The 17,004-nt window shown below is 38.8% G+C and carries 13 protein-coding genes; 1 reads left to right on the forward strand and 12 read right to left on the reverse strand.

Annotation, left to right across the window (positions count from 1 at the left end):
• Positions 1 to 195: 195 nt before the first annotated feature.
• The 8 genes from FPQ13_RS03570 to hpf all read right to left on the reverse strand — a co-directional run bounded on the left by FPQ13_RS03570 (position 196) and on the right by hpf (position 11,579).
• Entirely contained in the window at positions 196 to 1,692 is a 1,497-nt protein-coding gene (locus tag FPQ13_RS03570) for a S41 family peptidase (protein WP_144087946.1), read from the reverse strand.
• Positions 1,693 to 1,873: 181 nt separating this feature from the next.
• A complete protein-coding gene (locus tag FPQ13_RS03575) occupies positions 1,874 to 3,361 on the reverse strand; it encodes a murein hydrolase activator EnvC family protein (protein ID WP_144087947.1) in 1,488 nt (495 codons plus the stop codon).
• Between the two features lie 74 nt (positions 3,362 to 3,435).
• Positions 3,436 to 4,329, reverse strand: a complete 894-nt coding sequence (ftsX, locus tag FPQ13_RS03580) for a permease-like cell division protein FtsX (RefSeq protein WP_144087948.1) — start codon at positions 4,327 to 4,329, stop codon at positions 3,436 to 3,438.
• Positions 4,319 to 5,005 carry a cell division ATP-binding protein FtsE gene (gene ftsE, locus FPQ13_RS03585; protein WP_144087949.1) on the reverse strand — a complete coding sequence of 229 codons (687 nt, stop codon included), beginning with the start codon at positions 5,003 to 5,005 and terminating at the stop codon, positions 4,319 to 4,321. Before ftsE ends, ftsX begins: the two co-directional genes overlap by 11 nt.
• Before the next feature lie 643 nt (positions 5,006 to 5,648).
• The gene (cccB, locus tag FPQ13_RS03590) at positions 5,649 to 5,981 is read right to left on the reverse strand and encodes a cytochrome c551 (RefSeq protein ID WP_144087950.1); all 333 of its coding nucleotides are present in this window, start codon (positions 5,979 to 5,981) and stop codon (positions 5,649 to 5,651) included.
• Between the two features lie 54 nt (positions 5,982 to 6,035).
• Positions 6,036 to 7,137, reverse strand: a protein-coding gene (prfB, locus tag FPQ13_RS03595; protein WP_144087951.1) for a peptide chain release factor 2 whose coding sequence is annotated in 2 segments (ribosomal slippage) — positions 6,036 to 7,064 and positions 7,066 to 7,137 — 1,101 coding nt in all. Because the reading frame shifts where the segments join, the coding sequence is not laid out codon by codon here.
• Between the two features lie 478 nt (positions 7,138 to 7,615).
• Positions 7,616 to 10,123 carry a preprotein translocase subunit SecA gene (gene secA, locus FPQ13_RS03600; RefSeq protein ID WP_144087952.1) on the reverse strand — a complete coding sequence of 836 codons (2,508 nt, stop codon included), beginning with the start codon at positions 10,121 to 10,123 and terminating at the stop codon, positions 7,616 to 7,618.
• A gap of 874 nt (positions 10,124 to 10,997) precedes the next feature.
• Positions 10,998 to 11,579 (reverse strand): ribosome hibernation-promoting factor, HPF/YfiA family, encoded by a 582-nt coding sequence (hpf, locus tag FPQ13_RS03605; protein WP_144087953.1) that lies wholly within the window; start codon positions 11,577 to 11,579, stop codon positions 10,998 to 11,000.
• 212 nt (positions 11,580 to 11,791) lie between these two features.
• On the opposite strand from hpf, the gene FPQ13_RS03610 reads away from it, so the two are divergent.
• Positions 11,792 to 14,134: a YheC/YheD family protein gene (locus tag FPQ13_RS03610; protein ID WP_144087954.1), complete on the forward strand. Its 2,343-nt coding sequence runs from the start codon at positions 11,792 to 11,794 to the stop codon at positions 14,132 to 14,134.
• A 52-nt stretch (positions 14,135 to 14,186) separates the two neighbouring features.
• On the opposite strand, the gene fliT is transcribed toward FPQ13_RS03610, so the two are convergent.
• Genes fliT through flaG form a run of 4 tightly spaced genes read right to left on the reverse strand, consistent with a single transcriptional unit; the run spans position 14,187 to position 16,854 of the window.
• On the reverse strand, positions 14,187 to 14,549 hold the full coding sequence (fliT, locus tag FPQ13_RS03615) for a flagellar protein FliT (protein WP_144087955.1): 363 nt from the start codon (positions 14,547 to 14,549) through the stop codon (positions 14,187 to 14,189).
• Positions 14,542 to 14,940 carry a flagellar export chaperone FliS gene (gene fliS / locus FPQ13_RS03620; RefSeq protein WP_144087956.1) on the reverse strand — a complete coding sequence of 133 codons (399 nt, stop codon included), beginning with the start codon at positions 14,938 to 14,940 and terminating at the stop codon, positions 14,542 to 14,544. Before fliS ends, fliT begins: the two co-directional genes overlap by 8 nt.
• Positions 14,941 to 14,961: 21 nt before the next feature.
• Positions 14,962 to 16,491: a flagellar hook-associated protein 2 gene (locus tag FPQ13_RS03625; protein ID WP_246065333.1), complete on the reverse strand. Its 1,530-nt coding sequence runs from the start codon at positions 16,489 to 16,491 to the stop codon at positions 14,962 to 14,964.
• A 12-nt stretch (positions 16,492 to 16,503) separates the two neighbouring features.
• Complete coding sequence (gene flaG / locus FPQ13_RS03630) at positions 16,504 to 16,854, reverse strand: flagellar protein FlaG (RefSeq protein WP_144087957.1); 351 nt, start codon at positions 16,852 to 16,854, stop codon at positions 16,504 to 16,506.
• Between the last annotated feature and the right edge of the window lie 150 nt (positions 16,855 to 17,004).

The raw sequence follows: 17,004 nt of genomic DNA on the forward strand, positions 1-17,004 counted from the left end.
TTTTTGTTAATAAAATTCTAGACTCGTTGGTTATGTAGCTTCCAACTGTATATGTTCCCAAAAACAGAGTTGATGAACCTCTTATCGTGAAATTTATTTGTTTAAGTTAGATATTTTCCCTCCTATGATAATAGTTACTCTAAATAATCTACTAAACAAAAAAGATGACCGGAAAGCCATCTTTTTGTTAAGTATTTAATTACCCGTAATTTCTTCTACAGCACGTTTTAATTGAAGATCATTTTCAGGATTTTCAACGGCTTCCAAAATCAATGTTTCTAGTTTTTCTTCCGTCTTTTCATTGATTTCTCCAGTTACGTTCAAATCGTGCTCCTTCTGAAATGCTTCAACTGCTTTTGTCGTTTGTTTGTCAAAGTACCCATCCGTTCGGTTCATTTCATAACCTAAGCCTTTTAACATTATTTGAGCTTTTTCCACTTCAGCACCATTCATATTGTATTTCAACGGTTCATCCGTCTGAATAAGCGTCGTGTAGAAATAATCCGGTTGCTTCACTTCGATTGTAGGATCGACACCGACTTCATTAATTTGATTTCCATGCGGACTGAGCCAGTTCATGACCGTAATTTTCAACATGCCATCGCCTAACTCCATCGCTTGCTGTACAGTACCTTTTCCAAAAGTCGTTTCACCGATGATATCTGATTCAACGACTTCTTTAAATGCTGCAGCTAAAATTTCAGACGCAGAAGCACTACCTTCATTGACTAACACAGCAATTGGATAATCTTTTCTGCCTTGGCCATTCGTATAGTAGGCCTCACCTTTCTCGCCGCGTCTTTCTGTCATAACGAACGGATCATCCGGACCGAAGAAGTTTGCTAAAATGCTTTCGACTGAATCGAAGAGGCCTCCAGGATTTCCACGCACATCGATGACAAGCCCTTCAATATTATCTTCATCTTCTAATTTTAACAGTTGGTCGTTGAACTCTTTTGCCGTCCCTTCACCGAACGAACGGATTTCAAGAACGCCGACCTTTTTTCCATCCTGCTCCATCACATCTGAATAAACAGTCGTGAGCGGGATTGTATCTCTTGTAATTGTAATTTCAATCGGTTCTTCAACACCAGGTCGGTCAATCGTCAGAACGACATCTGTTCCTTTCTCACCACGAATAAGTGATGTCGCTTCATACACGGTGTAGTCCTCAACCGATTCACCATCTACCTCAATCACCCGGTCGTTCGGTCGGATCCCTGCCTCTTCAGCAGGTGAGCCTTTTAACGGTGCAATGATCGTTATATGCTCATCGCGTTTTGTTACTTCTGCGCCAATACCTTCGAAGCTGGATTCTAATGATTGATTAAACTGCTTCGTCATTTCTGCATTTAAGTATTCACTATATGGGTCATCCAGTTCACTGACCATACCTTCAATCGCTCCATTAATGAGCTCTTGTCGTTCCACTTCATTAACAAAATTAGCTTGGATCAGATCGATCGCCCTGTCGAGTGATTGAAATTCGTCTGGTGTTTTCGTTTCTTTCGATTCAGATTCTTCTTCCTGATCATTCTTAGAATCCGTCTCTTCTTTTCCATCTGTCTCTTTCTCTGTTGTAGGGTCATTAGCTGTTGTATCCATCGCTTGCATCGTCAATCCTGTTGCGACAGCACCGATGAGCAGAGCGATCAAGATCATGCTTATAAAAAACTTTTTACTAATATTCATTTGGTCACCTCAAAACAAGAAAGTTTGTCCAATCTCAATATGTATCGATAGTTGTATCGATGGATGATTCAAAGACGAAACCAATAATAGCAACGTCTATAAAAATAGATAAAAGCATCACACAAACTGTGTAATGCTTTTATCGTACTATACGTCTACTCATCCGTAAATGAGAAATTACTTATCTGATTCCGAAATTAGCTGGGTTTACTGCATTACTCTTAGAAGCATTCCATCCACCGCGGTGAATTTCAAAGTGTAAATGCTGACCGAATGATTGACCGGTGTTCCCCATATTTCCTAGGTATTGGCCTTGACTTACCGTCTGCCCAGTTGACACAGCTCTGTTTCTCATATGCGCATAAACAGTTGTATATTTTTGCCCGTTAATGATGTGAGAAATGAATACAACATGTCCATAACTGTTGGAATAATACGAACGACTTACAATCCCTGAAGCAGCGGCCTTGATTGGTACTATGCCACCTTGTGCTAAGTCAACGCCTGGGTGGAATGACGAACATCCACTACAGCTTCTGTGACCGAATCCTGAGGATAGATAACCTGCTGATGGTCGAATGAAGCCACTAGAAGATGATGTTTGCTCGATATTAGAACCACTATTTCCTGAATTTGATTTATTAGAGCTGCTTTGTTGCTCCTCTTTCTTTCTTCGTTCTTCTTCTTTCTGTTGAGCGATCAGCTTGTCAAAAGCAGCTTTTTGGCTGCGAAGATTTTCTTCTTTTTCAGCTAAACTCATTTGGTGATTATGTGCTTCTTCTTCTTGTTTGTCCAATTTCGCCATTTGTGTATCTTTCATGCCTAATTGGTCTTCTAATTTAACAAACAAGTTATCCAGCTTCGTTTTCTCGGCAGCTAAAGAAGCTTTTTGAGATTCTAACTGTTTCTTTTCTGAAGCGACCTGATCACGTTGTGCTGTGACAGTCTCTTTATCTTTTTCAACTTGCACTTTGTTTTCTTCTACTTTTGTTTTATTTTTTTCAACTTGTTGTTTATTGTTCTCCAAGTCTTTCTTTTCTTGGATATGTGTTTCTAAAATTTGATTGTCTTGTTCCATGATTTTATTGACTGCGACGGTCCGGTTAATAAAGTCACCAAAGTTTTTCGAACCTAAAATCACTTCTAAGTACTGGATATCTCCACCGTTTTTCTGTAGGCTTTGTAGACGGTTTTTCAATAAGTCTTCACGTTTTTCAATGCTCGCTTCTTGTTCTTTGATTTCTGCTTTCAGTTGTTCAATTTCTTCTTTTAATTGCTTGATTTCTGCTTGAAGCTCGCTAATTTTTGTTTCGAGCTTATTGATTTCTCCATTTAACTTATCAATTTCACTCTGTTTTGTATTAATTTGATTTTCTTTTTCTTTTAGTTCGTTGATTTTCTTGTCAATCTGATTTTGTGTGTTCGATGCTTTTTCATCTAATTTATTGATTTCGTTTTGTGTATTTTTTTGTTTTTGTTTAATTTCATTCAAGCGATCTTTTGCTTTATCCAAATCACTTTTAACATCTTTATGTTGCTCATTCACTTGGCTTTTTTCTTTCTGCAAATCACTGATACTCTTCGCACTGACATCCGTTACTGTTGATAGCTGAAAAATTCCTACGAACAAAATTGCTGCTAAGAATAGTTTCACCGTGTTTTTCTTCAACTTTTGTTCCCCTTTCAAATCCTCAATAGATTAGTAGATTTGCTTGTTGTTTCTCTCTAGCGATGTTTGCATTTTTATACACGTAAAAACTTACGAACACTCATTACGCTTCCCCATATACCGATTACAACGCCAATTCCAAGTAATATTCCTGAGATTTGCCATATAAATGGATTCGCCGGTAATAATTCAAAGAACGGAATTGGAATCTCGTTCGCAAACTGATTATAGAGATAGAAATATCCACCTGCTACAACAGCAATAGGAATAATTGATCCAAGTACCCCCATCAAGGCACCTTCAACGAAGAATGGCCAGCGGATAAAGCTGTTTTTTGCTCCAACGAGTTTCATAATGCCAATTTCTGTCTGACGTGCGATAATCGTCATTTTAATCGTATTGGAAATAAGGAAGATCGCCGTCAATAATAATGCGCCGATGAAGATGATTCCGATCCATCTTGCAATGTCATTGAAAGCTATCAGCCTGTCAACAACATCTTTCATATAATTGACTTCTTCTACGTTATCCATCTGTTCAATTTGACTGGCTACGCCTGCCAATTGCTCTGGTTCATACGTTTTGATATTAAAGGCGTCATTTAATGGGTTGAATTGTTCAAATAACTCCCATTGTTCGCCCGATTCACCCATATCAGAGATAAGCCCTTCAAGCTCATCTTCTTTCGATGAAAATTCCATTTCACTAATCTCTGAGATTTCACCAATCTGCTTTTCTAACGCTTGAATGTCTTGTTCTTCAGCAGTTCTTTCTACGTAAACTTTCATTTGAGCTTCATTTTCAATGTTTTCAGCGAGTTGGTTTAGGTTAAACATTAGTGCAAGGAAAATCCCGACCAACACTAATGTAGTTGTTACCGCACCAACTGACGCTACTGTCATCCAACTGTTTCTTACTATATTTTTCGTGCCTTCTCGCACGTGTCTTCTCATCGTACTAAGCTTCATAACCGTATTCCCCTCGATGCTCGTCTCTCACTATTTGACCGTTTTCCATAGCGATGACTCTTTTTCTAAGTTTGTTTACGATTTCCTGACTGTGAGTGGCCATGACGATCGTCGTTCCTCTTGTATTAATTTCTTCAAAAATTCGCATGATTTCCCAAGAAGTTTCCGGGTCTAAGTTTCCTGTCGGCTCGTCCGCAATGACAACCTTCGGATTATTAACGATTGCTCGTGCGATAGCGACTCTTTGTTGTTCCCCACCTGATAGCTGGTTCGGTAGGAATCTCGCTTTCGATTTGAGTCCAACCATTTCCAAAACTTCGAGTACCCGCTTGTTAATCTTCTTTGGACTTTCTTCTATAACTTCCAAGGCAAATGCAACGTTTTCGAATGCCGTCAAACGAGGAAGTAATTTAAAGTCTTGGAAAATGACACCGATATTTCGTCGTAAGAAAGGGACTTCTTTTTGTTTCATGTCAGTCACGTTCTTACCTTCTATCAATACATCGCCTTTTGTGGCTAGCTCTTCACGATACATCATTTTAATAAATGAACTTTTTCCTGCACCACTCGCACCCACAATGTAAACGAATTCCCCTGCATCGATATTTACGGATAAATTATCAACGGCAATTACACCGTTACTATATTCTTTATGAACATTTTTCATCTCGATCATAATAAGTAAAACGATCCCCCTAAGATGTTTTTTCGTTAGCTGTCGATTCTATATGTTTTTTCTATATTTATAGGAAATCTAGTAGATTGATAGGTTGATATGTATTTGAACAATCAACTAACTATTTAATTTAAAACCTATTATAACATCATTCGGCAGAAATTTTACCGATTTTTATATTACAATTTCATTTCAAAGTAAAGACAATGGCGAGGTTTACTAGGAACTTCGTTGTGTTTTGACGATTGAAACATGCTCTTTCGATGTATATCGACCGAATTCTAGTTTTCTTTACTTCGATTACCTCTGACTAAGTCGTTCATATTACCTAAACATAGAGTTCCGATAGGACTGATGGAATAATTTAAATAGAATAAGTGTAAAACGGTTGAAGGGGCACTGACTTACACTGAAGAATGGCTCGTTAACACTGAAGGTGAGCTCTTCAACACTGAAGATTGCACAATTAACACTGAAGTTTCTCGATTTAACACTGAAGGCGGTTAATTTAACACGGAAGCTCGTGGGATTAACACTGAACAGCCCTCGAGTTGTCTTACTTCTTGCTCGTTTCTAAGTTTATTCACAAAAAAAGCTATCTCATCCATTCAGATGAGATAGCTCGTTCAATACATCATTCCATTTACTGCTGTACTAACCAATCAGCGATTTCTTGTGCGTCGCCTTCTTCAACGTTCTGTGCTGGCATTGAGCCTTTACCGTTTTGAATGATGTCTACGATTTCACTTGCGTCATAGCTATCGCCTACACCTTCAAGAGCTGGACCTGCTCCACCGGATAGGTCACCGCCGTGGCAAGATGCACAGTTTTGCTGGTAAAGCTCTTCACCTTGGCCAGTGTCGCCACCGCCAGATGCTGACTCTTCTCCACCGCCGTTTCCGCCGTCATCTCCGCCGCCACATGCAGCTAAGACAAGCATTCCACCAAAGATTGCTGTGAGTAATTTTTTCTTCATGATTGTTGACCTCCTCATTATGTTTGTTTCTATGTTTCCCTAAACGTCCAAAAGTTAATCAACTTTTGAACGTAAATAGGCATCGATAAATGAATCTAATTCTCCATCCATTACGGCTTGTGTGTTGCCGTTTTCGAGGTTTGTACGGTGGTCTTTCACCATGTTGTATGGATGGAACACATAAGAACGGATCTGGCTACCCCAGCCGATTTCTTTTTGTTCCCCTCGAATTTCATCCATTTCTTGTTGTTTTTTCTCAATTTCGAGTTGATATAATTTTGACTTCAACATTTTCATCGCTTGTTCACGGTTCTTAATTTGAGAACGCTCCGACTGGCACGTAACAACTGTTCCTGTCGGCTCATGCGTAATGCGAACAGCTGAATCGGATGTGTTGACGTGCTGTCCACCTGCACCACTTGAACGGTACGTATCAATACGTAAATCTTCTGACTTCACTTCGACTTCTACGTCTCCAGTAAATTCTGGTACGACTTCACACGATGCGAATGAAGTGTGTCGTCTGCCTGATGAGTCAAATGGCGAGATTCGCACAAGTCGATGAACGCCTTTCTCTGCTTTCAAGTAACCGTAAGCATTGTGACCTTTGATGAGGATCGTGACACTTTTAACGCCTGCCTCATCTCCAGGTAAGTAATCCATTGTTTCAACTTTAAAGCCTTGTTTCTCAGCATATCGCGTATACATCCGGAGGAGCATTGCCGCCCAATCTTGGGATTCAGTTCCGCCAGCACCCGAATGAATTTCCAATATCGCGTTATTCTTATCGTAAGGCTCACTCAATAAAATTTCAAGTTCGAAGCTGTCGAGTTCCTTCGATAATTGTTGAATGCTTTCATGTAAATCATCAAAAAGCTCTTTGTCATCTTCTTCTTTGACCAGTTCATAAGAAACGTCAAGGTTTTCAAGTTCTTCTGAAAGCTTGTCCACTTCTTGAACGGTCTGTTTGAGTCCATTCATTTCATCGATTACTTGCTGAGCATTGTCTTGATCATCCCAAAAACCTGGTTGCGTCATTTGAACTTCTAACTCATCAATTCGTTTACGCTTTTCAGGTAAGTCAAAGTGACCTCCTAAAGTTTTCTAATGTCTCACTCATTTTGTCAATTTTCTGTTTGATTTCTGTTAAATCCATACCTTCACCTCTTCAGTTATTGTTTCCATATACCCGTATTATAACACGATTAAACAAAACTAAAATTGAACAATTCGTTGCAAGTGGATTTTTTTCCGGTCAATTTTATTGTAATAATGCCACCCGTCTGGAGTTTTTTACGACCAAGCGCTGGAATTATGTGACCTATTGTGTTGAATATGCAGCCAATTTTCGAATATTTGTGCCGGTTAGTTGAGAAAATGTACCTTTTGTTGGTTTATATTCGACTTTTTTAAAAATGGTATGGGCCCAATTAAGTTTTATATGAGACCAATAAATCCAGATATGTTCCCAGCTAGAAGACTTATGGTACCAGATTACAGATATATACGACCTTTCCAAAGATTTTTGTGCCCAAAATGAAAAAATATGCTCCCTAGCCAACGATATCAGTGAGCAATCCAAATAAAAAAAGTCGAAAAGCTGGTAACCAGCTTTTCAACCTTTTAACATCTCATTATTTTCCATGACAATGCTTGTATTTTCTTCCGCTTCCGCATGGACATGGCTCATTTCGTCCAACTTCTTTTTTCTTTACAATCGGCTGGCGCTTTTTCTGTTGTTGACGTCCGCCGGCAATCGCCTCAGTACCTGTCGCGACGGCTTGACGCTGTAAGTTTTCTCGAATTTGTGCCTTCATTGCGTACTTAGCGACTTCTTGTTCGATGGATGCAATCATCTCTTCAAACATGGAGAAGCCTTCCATTTGATACTCTTGCAATGGATCGTTTTGACCGTATGCACGCAAATGAATTCCTTGGCGCAGTTGGTCCATTTGGTCAATGTGATCCATCCATTTGCTGTCAACCGTACGTAGGAGGATGACTTTTTCAAATTCACGCATTTGATCCTCGGTCAACTCTTCTTCACGCGCATCGTATTTTTCTTGTGTTTTTCCAATGACCCACTCAATGATTTCTTCCGGTTCTTTTCCTTTAAGATCATCAACAGAGACTTCATCCTGGTTTAATACGTTCGCTTGCAAAAATTCAGCAAGCGCTTCTAAATCCCAGTTTTCATCATCTTCATCTTGTGTATAGGCAAGAACATTCCGTTCGACTGTTGAACGAATCATACCTTCGATAATTTCGCGCAAGCTGTCGGATTCAAGAACATCTTTACGCTGCTCATAAATAATATCACGCTGTTGGCGCATCACATCATCATAAGCAAGCAACTGTTTACGTGCGTCAAAGTTGTTACCTTCAACACGCTTTTGAGCAGATTCTACTGCACGGGAAACCATTTTACTTTCAATCGGTTGATCTTCTTCTAAGCCAAATCGGTCCATCATCGCTTTCATGTTGTCCGAACCGAAACGACGCATCAATTCATCTTCCATGGAAAGGTAGAACTGAGAGACACCTGGATCTCCTTGACGACCGGAACGTCCACGAAGCTGGTTATCAATCCGGCGTGACTCATGTCGCTCCGTACCAATAACAGCTAAACCGCCAAGTTCTTTTACACCGTCGCCTAATTTAATGTCTGTACCACGACCGGCCATGTTCGTCGCAATCGTTACGGCACCTTTTTGGCCCGCTTCTAAAATAATCTCTGCTTCCTTAAAGTGGTTTTTCGCGTTCAAAATATTATGTTTCACGCCAACTTTTTTCAAGAAATTTGAGATTAACTCAGACGTCTCGACAGCGACTGTACCAATCAAAATTGGTTGTCCTTTTTCGTGACGCTCCTTCACTTCCCGAACGAGCGCTTGATATTTTCCATCAACGGTTTTATAAATCAAATCTGCGCGGTCATCCCGGCGGATCGGTTCATTCGTTGGAATAGAAACGACCTGCATATTGTAAATATTACGAAATTCCTCTTCTTCCGTTTTGGCTGTACCTGTCATACCCGATATCTTTTCATACATCCGGAAAAAGTTCTGGAAAGTAATCGTCGCAAGTGTCATACTTTCCTTCTGAATCGGCAAGCCTTCTTTCGCTTCGATTGCCTGGTGTAGTCCATCACTATAGCGACGGCCCTTCATCAAACGACCTGTAAATTGATCGACGATGACGACTTCGTTTTCCTCAACGACATAATCAGTATCTTTACGCATAACAACATGCGCTTTTAACGCTTGATTAATATGATGCGTCAACGCGACATTATTTAAATTATAAAGATTTTCGATATTGAAATATTGTTCAGCTTTTGTGATTCCTTGTTCTGTCAGCTGCACATTTCGCGTTTTTTCATCATACGTATAGTCTTCTTCATTTTTTAATGTCGAAGCAAACTGATCTGCTTGTAAGTAATTGGACTGAGACTTTCTTTGAGACCCAGAAATAATTAATGGTGTACGTGCTTCATCAATTAAAATGGAGTCTACTTCGTCAATGATCGCGAAATGAAGCGGACGCTGAACCATTTTTTCTTTATATAACACCATGTTATCGCGTAGGTAATCAAACCCGAATTCATTATTCGTACCATACGTAATATCTTTTGCGTAAGCTTCGCGCTTTTCGTCTTTCGATAAATCATTCGTATTTAACCCAACTGTTAGACCAAGCCAATTATAGAGCTCACCCATTTCAGTTGAGTCACGATCGGCAAGATAATCGTTCACCGTAATAATATGAACGCCTTTTCCGGTAATCGCATTTAAGTATGCCGGCATCGTTGAGGCCAATGTTTTACCTTCACCCGTTTTCATTTCCGCAATATCCCCGTGATGCAGGGCAATTGCACCAAGCAACTGGACGTAGAACGGACGCATGCCTAGCACACGTTTCGAAGCTTCACGTACAACCGCATACGCTTCCGGTAATAAATTATCTAATGACTCGCCATCTTGATAACGTTTTTTAAACTCATCTGTTTTTTCTTGTAATGCATAATCAGAAAGCTGCTGCATCTGTGGTTCAAGTTCTTCTATTTGATCCGCAACTTTTTCAAGTTTTTTCAACTGGCGACTATTTCCATCACCAAATACTTTCGTCAATAACTGTTTCATTTATCCTCAACCCCAAGATTAAATTTACACTTACACACCATTAATGATAACACTAATGAAACGACCATGACAACAATCCTCATCCGTATGACTCTCCCACATTGTCGGCTAAAAATCGACAAGTATGTTGTAGATGAATTTCCCTTCAATTAAGAAAAAATGGTTGACTGGGGCAGTAGTCAACCATTACAAGATCATTAAGCGGGTTGTTATTTGGAATTGAGGAAGGAGTAGGATTTCGGTTGAAGGATTTCTGGAGCGTTCGTTGTGGAGGTATAAACACTCAGATGGTCTTCGATAACGGATATTTTTTCATTAGACGCTGCGACAATTCGCATTAATTGCACAATGATCTCGTTCTGTTGTTTAAGTTCTATCTCGAGACGTGAACAACTGGGGCAAGGTTTCATATTGCACATCTCGTATTCCCCCCTTAATGATCTTGCTTGACTTAGTTATATCACAGGTTGCCGAGGGAGAAAAATCGCTGAAATGCACGTATGACAGTGTTTCAAGGTACTTTTTATTTGAATTTAGGATGAACTGAGCAAAAATCGATTGGAAAAATGATTTATCTACAAAATGAAAGTTTTTTAAAATATTTATTGAAATAGATTATTTATTGTAATGCCAACACATTAGTCAAGGATAACGAGTCTCGTTTTTGCACATATGCTCCCTAATCCAAAGGATATGAGCCAAAATAGAAAATATATGCTCCCAAATTCGCGAGTTATGCGACCATTTCTTCGATATATGCTCCTTATGTTAAAAAATATGTACTCAACTCAAAAATATATGAGCCCTCAACAAAAATTAAAATAAAAATAGCCTCAGTCCAGCAATCGGACTAAGGCTATTTCGGTTCAGTTCATTAAGCATTCGGCTCAATTAAGCCATATCTTCCATCTTTACGTTTGTAAACGACATTCGTTTCACCTGTTTCAGCACTTTCGAATACGTAGAAATTGTGTCCTAGCATATCCATTTGAAGTGCCGCTTCTTCAGAATCCATCGGTTTCAAATCAAATCGCTTAACACGAACGATATCAACTTCACTATCTTGTTCAGCTTCATCTTCATCCAACAGTAAACCACCATTGGCGTTCGCTTCTCTTTCCATTTCAGCAAACACATATTTCGCGCCGCCTTTTTGACGGAATTTACGATTCACTTTTGTTTTGTACTTACGAATTTGTCTTTCCAATTTATTAACGACTAAATCAATTGCAGCATATAGATCGTTGTGTGCCTCCTCAGCACGCAGAACCAAGTCTGTCATCGGGATGGTCACTTCAATTCTTTGGCCATCGTTATGAACACTTAAGTTTACATGTACTTCAGACGTAGGCGTTTGATCAAAATAACGCTCTAATTTCCCGATTTTCTTCTCGACGTAATCGCGTATCGCATCGGTCACCTCGATATTTTCACCACGGATATTATACTTAAACATAAGCATGCCTCCTTTTAGTCGTATGTATATATTATTCTACCTTACCCGCACATAATCCTCCATAAACTCGACTTTTATTTTATTCTTTCTGGAACTGATTCATCATTTCGACAAATTTCCCGGGAAATAAGGGGGTTCATAAACAATTAGTCGTTTTCTCTCTTCAAAAAAAATTCTTTTTAACCGATAATAAGAGTAGTCGAGGTGATAAAATGAAATTGAAGCAAAAAGAACAGAAACAAGTGACAAATATTACGCAAACAGTCGTTGAAGCTGGAAGTCATTTGATTCAGTTATTGAGAGATAAAAATTTAAAAGATAGTGCATACATATTTAGTTCGATGATTGAAGGCTATTCGGTCGTCAGACAGGTGACGGACAACGACGCTGTATTAAACTCCAAGTTAGAGAATATAGACAGCCAATTATATCGTCAAATGGAATCACTTTCTGGTTTACTAGAACAAGGAAATTTAATGAAAGCAACGGAAATAGTTCAATTTTCTTTTAATCCAACCTTAAAGAAATGGCAAAATGGAATTCAAACTTATTATCAAATAGAAGAAAAAACTTCATTTACAATCGGAGTTTATTTCCATGCTGCCAGTCCTTTAAAAGCTTATTCAGAACCACGGGTTAACGCCCTAGTAGAGGCAGCTGCCGAGCAAGGTTCAACGATCTTTTTCTTTTCTTCTCAAGATGTTGATTTAGAAAACAAAAAAATTGAAGCAGATATCTTTCGTGACGGTTCCTGGACGCGTGATTCGTTTGATTACCCGGATGTCATCCATAATGGGTTCTCGCAAAACATTTTCAACCAATCACGAGTCGAGAGAAAGCTGCGTAGAGAGATCCCATTTACTTCATTTGTTTTCGGAGATAAATTGCAGCTCCCTAAACGGATTGTCGAAAATCGAAAATATGCTGAGCTACTCATTCCGTTTACGATCATCCAAGATGAACAAAAAGTCATTGATTATATCGAAAGGTATCAAAAGGTCGTATTGAAACCAATTCGGGGCGCTCGTGGAGAAAACATTTATTTCGCTGAGAAAAATGGCGAAAAATACCGTGTATCACAAGATACAAACACAGCAATTCTGAATAAAGAGGATTTTATACAATGGCTGTATGACACGATTTTAAGTAAAGATCGTGATTATATCGTTCAAAAATATCTCCACGTCCGAACGAAAAAAGGCGAGCCATTCGATTTCCGTATTCATATGCAAAAAAATGGTGAAGGCAAATGGCAAATCACGAAAATGTATCCACGTACAGGCTATAAAAATAGTAACCAAATCAAAATTTACCAAGGTGGTCCATTAAAAGACCTTAACTCCTTCCTTGAGCAGGAATTTGGTAAAGATGCCATTGCGATTAAAGAGAAATTAATGGATCTTGCATTAAACCTCACTTTCCATATCGATAAGTTATACGGATTGGCGTTGGATGAAATGGGATTGGATATTGCAATTGATGAAAATCAACGGATGTGGCTTTTTGAGGCAAATATGGGGCCGCAGACTAAAGCACATGAAAAGGAACGTGCGGATAACGTTATTGCATACAGCCGTTTTTTAGCAAAGCATCGTATCTTCCATACGAACCAAATGAACGAACGTAGCCTGCTAAAAGGCTTCTTTGACGCCGAACATTCAAAGCTACCGTATGCTGAAAATCAACAACAAAAAAAGATTGGACTATTGAATGACAAAAAGCAGCTGAAAGAGTTACGTCAATCATTAGCTGAAGAAATTGAAGGAACCAACTCATTTTACTTCTTCTCTCCAAGTGACATCGATATTGATGAGATGCAAATTCGCGGAGCTTTTTATAACGATGGAGAATGGGAAGAAAAAATCACGGATTACCCGGATGTTTTAATTGATTGCTTCAAAACGAAAGATAATAATTTCTTACAAAGTATCTATGAAGAGTTTGAGAGCATTCCCTTTATCAATGAAACCATCGATCAGCTCCGAGAACAAACACAGTTATTAACTGCACTTGGCAACAACGAAGAAATGAATAACTATTTACCGCCATATCAAAAAGTTACCCATAAAAAAGAGGTAATTCGGTTCTTGGACACTGAGCATGCAATTACTTTAAAGAAAAACATCAGCAACCAAAATGAGGATGACTACATCATTCATAAAACCGGAAAATTCGATTATGTAGTTATTTCAGATGAAGGCGAAACAAACTACAACCAAATTACATTGACTCATTTTATTGAAGACCGATTGAAGGAGAACCAGTGGTTTGTGCAGAAACATGCTGAAGGAAATGACGTAGAAATAGAAATGATTCGAACCAATCAACACGAATGGACAACAATAGGAGATGAAACGACAGTCCAACCGGTTTTTCAATCTCTTCAAGAGACACTCGTTAGTATTTTTGGCAATAAGATCTCTAATGCTCAAGTTACGCTAACTGTAACCGATGGTAAACCAATCATTACGGATATGACAATTAATAACCTTGAGCATCTTGAATCCAATCAAACAGTCGTACAAGCAATTGCAGAATTAGCATCTAATTTATAAAAAAAAGAAGCAGTTGAACTAGGTTCACTGCTTCTTTTTTATATCAGTTTAATTATTTCCGTTTGTCCAAAAATGCCCCATCTGGACTTTTCATCTTACTGTATGGGTTCGTGTACTTCAAGTTTGTATCTTTTTTCTTTTTGAGTAAAATGATTTCTCGTTTGAAACTGTCGAAATACTGGTTGACCATGTGATTGAGCTGTTGATCGAGGCGGATGACCTCATCAATTTCTTCCTGATTGGCTTTTCTTTCTGAGTCAGTTAGGTTCAACTCTTTCAAGAGCTCATCTCGCTCATCAGCCGTTTGTTCGACCACTTCAATAAACGTTTCGTGATCATGTTTATCTGCCAAAGACTCCACTTTTTCAATCGTTCTTTCAAGTAGATTCTTGAGCTGTGTTAGTTGGTTATCCATTCACAGAAACCTGCTTTTGTTGTTTGTTCAATTTCAAGACTTCTTTCCACGTATCGCGAAATTCACTAACTAATCCTTCTACTTCCGATAAAATTTCGACATCATTCTTAATGTTCGCTTGGATTAATTGATGGTTCATATAGTCATATAATGAACGCATTTGATTTGAGATTTCAACATCCGGATTCAATGTAACCATCAATTCGTTAATGATGTTTTGCGCTTTTTGGATATTAACATTTTTCTGCTCAATATTTTCGTTTTCAATTCCTTTTTTGGCTAAACGAATAAATTTCAAACAGCCATTGTAAAGCATCATCGTCAACTCGCCTGGACTGGCGGTTTGGATGGAATTTTGCTGGTAGGCTTGATGTGGTTGTTGGTAATTCATGAAAACACTCCTACTGGATTATTATTGGCCACTGTTTAATTGGTTCATCAATTGAGCGGATTGTTGGTTCATTCGTTGGATGGCCGTTTCCATTGCAGTAAATTGTTTATAATATCGATTCTCGACCTGTTGCAGGCGACGTTCGAAGTCCGTGATTCGCTCTTCAATTCCGAGCAATTCGCGGCCCATCGTATATGTCTGATCTGTTTTATTATCGTTCCCGGCTTTATCTGTGATGCGAGAGATCATACCGTTCAAGCTATCTTCAACACGATTCAATAATCCTCTGGAATCGTCATCTGTATTATTGGAAAATAAACGTCTGACATCCTGTGAATTATTTTCAATCGCATCACGAAGCTTATCTTCATCAATAATCAATTTCCCGTTATCACGGTAGTTCGTAGATGTTTTAATGCCGATATCAACTAACCGGTTGAATGCTCCGAGATCATTTTCGACATTTGAATAAAAAGCCGTTCTTATCGAAGTCATTCCACTTTGAAGAATATTGTCACTTCGAAGCAAGCCGCTTTTCGCTTTTTCTTCCCAAAGCTCAATTTCCTTCTCTGTCATATCCTCTTTTTGTGCATCGGTTAATGGAGGAAAATCACGGTAGCGCTTTTCTCCTGTTTTTTCCGAAGTCATTTCGATGATTTCATTGTATTTATCTACGAATTTAACAATCTGGTCAAATGTATTTTGCGTATCAGTACGAATGTTTAACGTTGCATTGTCAACGGTCTGATTAAATTGATAGGTCACGCCGTCAAGCGTGTATGAGTTTTCTTTTGATGTTAATTCAACATCGTTATAGGTGAATTTAGCGTTCTCACCACCGATTTCAGCGTCAGCAATAGGGTCCATTTTTAAGACGTCTGTAAAAAAAGTAGCATTATTACCGTTTTCATCGCCAAAAATAATTTCAGCACCATTTACATCTGGGTTAAAAGAACCGGATGATGTCCGCTCCATAAATACGATATCAGATTTAGTATCATAGTAAGCGCGAACGGCACCACCTGATTCAGTACTTATTTTTTTAAATACGTCATTTAAAGAATCACTACCCTCAATCGCAACCGTATGTGTAGTTGCTTCACCATTTTCATTAAATGTTTGAAAACTAATATTTCCGCCTGTAAAGTTCTCTATCGACTCTAGCAGCGGCTTATTAGGATCAATCTTTTCGCCTGTTCCGGATATACCCGTATCAGATACTCTCATCGCTTTTGACGCCAATTGTTTAACCGAAATCGTATGGCTTCCTTCTGGCGCACCACTATTAGCTGTCGCCGTTACACCTGGCGATGAAGATGTCACTTCTTTCGACTGGTACGTTTTAGACAACTTCATATCCATAAACATATTTTTGAATTCAGATAGCTTTGTATTCATCTCGCGGTATGCATCTCGCTGCCAGGTTAACCATTCTTGGTCTTGTTGCAGCTTTGTCATCGGGATCCGTTCAGCTTTCATCAAATCGGCAATAATCTGATCCGTATCCATTCCAGATGCAAGTCCACTCACACGCATCGTATTATTGATCATATGAACACCTTCCTAAACTTTCTCATCTACGATAAAGCCCATAAACTCCGCCATCGCCGCATACATATCAAGCATTTTTTTCGGCGGAATCTCTTTGATGACTTCATCGGTATTTTTATCAATGACAGATACATAATAGCGATCTAGCTTGTCATGAAGCTCAAACTTAATCGATGTGTGCATCGGTTCGACAAAATCATTAAGTCCTTTGACAAGCTTTGCCGCTTCTTCTTTTGATAACGATTCTTCTTTTATTGTTTGCTGCATGTCCGGATGTTCTGGTTGCTTGACCTTCACCGATTCATGAGTTGATGCCGGTTGCTGCAAAATAGGAGAACTTTTGAGTAATGTGTCCAATTTCATCCTATTTGCTCCTCTTCTATTCTTTTATATTATATCGGATTATTGGCGTAAATGTTTAGCTTTTCTATGTAGCATCTGTGGATAATTCTTAGCTCACAAACGCAAATTAAAGTGGGCATCGTTTGAACTGTTACTTTCAGGGTATATAAA

Source organism: Allobacillus salarius, from assembly GCF_007559425.1.
GTDB classification, from domain to species: Bacteria; Bacillota; Bacilli; order Bacillales; family Alkalibacillaceae; genus Allobacillus; species Allobacillus salarius.

Coding starts and splice junctions, on each gene's coding strand:
- FPQ13_RS03570 (WP_144087946.1), bottom strand. CDS start 1,692: ATGAATATTAGTAAAAAGTTTTTTATAAGCATGATCTTGATCGCTCTG.
- ftsX (WP_144087948.1), bottom strand. CDS start 4,329: ATGAAGCTTAGTACGATGAGAAGACACGTGCGAGAAGGCACGAAAAAT.
- ftsE (WP_144087949.1), bottom strand. CDS start 5,005: ATGATCGAGATGAAAAATGTTCATAAAGAATATAGTAACGGTGTAATT.
- cccB (WP_144087950.1), bottom strand. CDS start 5,981: ATGAAGAAAAAATTACTCACAGCAATCTTTGGTGGAATGCTTGTCTTA.
- secA (WP_144087952.1), bottom strand. CDS start 10,123: ATGAAACAGTTATTGACGAAAGTATTTGGTGATGGAAATAGTCGCCAG.
- hpf (WP_144087953.1), bottom strand. CDS start 11,579: ATGTTTAAGTATAATATCCGTGGTGAAAATATCGAGGTGACCGATGCG.
- FPQ13_RS03610 (WP_144087954.1), top strand. CDS start 11,792: ATGAAATTGAAGCAAAAAGAACAGAAACAAGTGACAAATATTACGCAA.
- fliT (WP_144087955.1), bottom strand. CDS start 14,549: ATGGATAACCAACTAACACAGCTCAAGAATCTACTTGAAAGAACGATT.
- fliS (WP_144087956.1), bottom strand. CDS start 14,940: ATGAATTACCAACAACCACATCAAGCCTACCAGCAAAATTCCATCCAA.
- FPQ13_RS03625 (WP_246065333.1), bottom strand. CDS start 16,491: ATGATCAATAATACGATGCGTGTGAGTGGACTTGCATCTGGAATGGAT.
- flaG (WP_144087957.1), bottom strand. CDS start 16,854: ATGAAATTGGACACATTACTCAAAAGTTCTCCTATTTTGCAGCAACCG.